This window comes from Ilyobacter sp. (assembly GCF_041583315.1).
Classification (GTDB): domain Bacteria; phylum Fusobacteriota; class Fusobacteriia; order Fusobacteriales; family Fusobacteriaceae; genus Ilyobacter.
The window spans coordinates 1-2,766 of record NZ_JBFHGC010000391.1 but is presented as its reverse complement, the minus strand read 5'-3'; the positions used below and the strand labels follow the sequence as shown (position 1 = coordinate 2,766).

The window sequence follows — 2,766 nt, the reverse complement described above, 5'->3', positions numbered from 1 at the left end:
GCATATTTTAGCTTTTGAAGGAAACTCTCAAGTTTATTTCTTTGAAGGATCATTTACTGATTACGAAGAAAATAAAAAGAAACGTTTAGGAGGAGATTTAATGCCTAAACGTATTAAGTATAAAAAACTAGTTAGATAATTGAAAAAAATCCCAGAAGAAATTCTGGGATTTTTTAATAAGGTGATTTACTGACTCAAATTTAATTAAATGGCCCTATAGGATTAGATTTAAAAAATTCAATTATTTCAGTTTTTTTAAATTCTTTAATATCCATAGTAATGGTAGTAAATTGAGCAATTGAAGTACGAGCTTTCATTATTTGTTTATTTTTATTATCTAAAAATCGAAATGTAATATTCGATACTCCTTTTCCTTTGAAAATGGTTCCATACTCTAGTTTTTCTTTACAAGAAATAGGTAAAATATTATATTCTAATAAAATTGTAAGAGATGGCCGAGTCCAATGAGCACCTTTTGTCCTTACAGAACCTTTAAAACCATAACATTGTGACTTATCAGTTTTTTTGTACATAAACTCAATAGTTCCTTTCTCCGCAATTTTGTTAATCTTTTCACCATATTCAGTTCTTATCTTTTTGGAATTTTCTTCAAGAATTTTCAAGTCTTTAGCAATTTTTAAAAGTTTTTCTTCACTTGCATTTTGATCCTGTTTTAGAATTAATTCCGCCGTTTTTTGTAACTCTTTTATTTTAGTTTCATTGATTTTAATTTTACCCATGGCTTCATGAGCTAATGATATAATAGTTTGTTTGTCATCAAAACCCGAACAATTAAAATTACAGCTAGCTTCTTTTACAAATTCTTTAAATTCCCCTTGTTCATTTACAGGATAAGGTGTTCCATCTTTTTTAATGTTTTTTTTAATAAAATTAAGTTTTCTTTCATTTAGTTTAGGCTCTATTACTTCGTTTTTTGAATTAACAATTAATAATATATCTTTATTAGCTACGGCTTGTTTTTTACAGTTTTCTAATTGTTTTTTGCAGGCATCAATTTTTTCTTTTAATTTTGAATCCATAGGTATATTTTTCCCACATTCTGCACAATCTAAAAAGTAAAAATAATTAGGGCTTATTATTTCTAGTTCAATATATTCAAGAGCTCCATCCTTATTGTTACTCTGGCTAGCAACAATTATAGGTTTTTTATTTGATGGTGAGATTGCCCAAATCTGTATAGCAGAATAACCTTCCTTATTTCTCGTATCATTAGGTTCTAATTTTTCCATTAATATAGCCTCTGATTTTTTTTGCCATTGAATAGGAATGTTCGGTTCCGATTTTGCATATAATATAATTGGTTCTCCTTTCTCCCCAAAATAGCCGGTCCTAATAGTTGATGGTCCTTCAATGACTATTTTAACTTCTTTAATATGATTTTCATAATAATTTTCAGCACCATTAGCAATACTAGTTAAACCGGCTAGTAATTCTGATAATTTAGCTGAGTTTGTAATTAATGGTGCAATTTTTAGTGGATTACCCATGGGTATAAATGCTGTTGCCATAGATGCAAGAGATAATGTATCGTACATAAAGTTTTCTTTTGGAAGAACCTTTACAGTTATATCTAATAATAAAGATCCACAAACAATTGCAGCGGCTGGAATTCCTGCTCCAGTGATTATCAATCCTCCACATAATGCAGTCTGCAAGGCTGTTGAGGCATAGCCAAGTTTAGTAGCTAGGCTCATGGCATTATTTTCGAATAATATTGATGCTAAATTTGGTCCTTGCCCATTTTTTTCTTGAATAATACTTGTTGAGAATGAATCAAGGTCTTCAATCTTTGTGACGTTTTTATTTATAAAATTTCCATTGTTATCATATAATGATAACTCCGTTAAATTATTTTCTTGGACAGAAAAGTTAATTATGTATTCACTAAATACTATTCCTTTGGGTGTGTTATCATCATTGAATAATAAAGTAATAGCTTCTGAATACTCATGCTCTTTAAAAATTAGTGATTTAACAGACGTCTTATTTTCTGACAAATTATATCCTATTAAATGTCCATTTTTATGAATAGCTAATAAATCCATTTCAGGATTTCCAGTTTTTACAATTATAAAATCTTCATAAATACCGGCTTCTTTAGATTTTAAAGTTTTTGAATTGCTCGGGTCTGTATTATTTTGAGTTATAATTTTATTTTTGGAGAGCTCAAGAATTTTTTCTTTTAGAGGGTCTAAAATTTTAGCTGCCTGCTTTTTAGACATTGGTAAAGGATTATCTATCCAGTTACTATTTGACTGGTATTGTCTATTTCTTATTGAAACAGTTAATTTGTTAGCTGTTACGTTAACTTTAAATACAAATCTGTTTTTTACCATTAAAGTTCTATACGTATAAAAGCTACTTTCAGTAGTAGTTTGGTTTTTCCAAAGATGCATTTTAGGTAATTTTAAATCTTTAAATGCCTGATTTACTGAGAGTCTAGCAGTTTCTTTTTCAAGGTTTAAAATTTCTAATGTAGTATAATCTTGAGCAAACAATAGACTTTTTGAAAAGAAAAAGAGCAGTAGTATTATAATTTTACTTTGCATTGTGATAACTATTTTAGTTACTATTAAAAAAAATCCCAGAAGAAATTCTGGGATTTTTTAATAAATGTTACATTTTTATAAACCACTTACCATTCATTTTTATGAGTTTGGCATCTTCTTTTTCACTATCGCCATTTTTAAAATGTACCGTATATTTTACTTTAGCACTGTTTCCATCTTCTGAAATGGTTTCTTC

Annotated in this window: 1 protein-coding gene; it reads right to left on the bottom strand. The window is 28.4% G+C overall.

Translation table 11 applies throughout. The features are described from left to right. Nucleotides 1–200: 200 nt before the first annotated feature. The gene (locus ABZA26_RS11900; protein ID WP_372714734.1) at nucleotides 201–2,570 is read right to left on the bottom strand and encodes a hypothetical protein; all 2,370 of its coding nucleotides are present in this window, start codon (nucleotides 2,568–2,570) and stop codon (nucleotides 201–203) included. Nucleotides 2,571–2,766 lie beyond the last annotated feature (196 nt).

What these genes read in the sequence shown, in the direction of transcription:
- ABZA26_RS11900 (WP_372714734.1), bottom strand. Translation starts at nt 2,570, where the DNA reads ATGCAAAGTAAAATTATAATACTACTGCTCTTTTTCTTTTCAAAAAGT.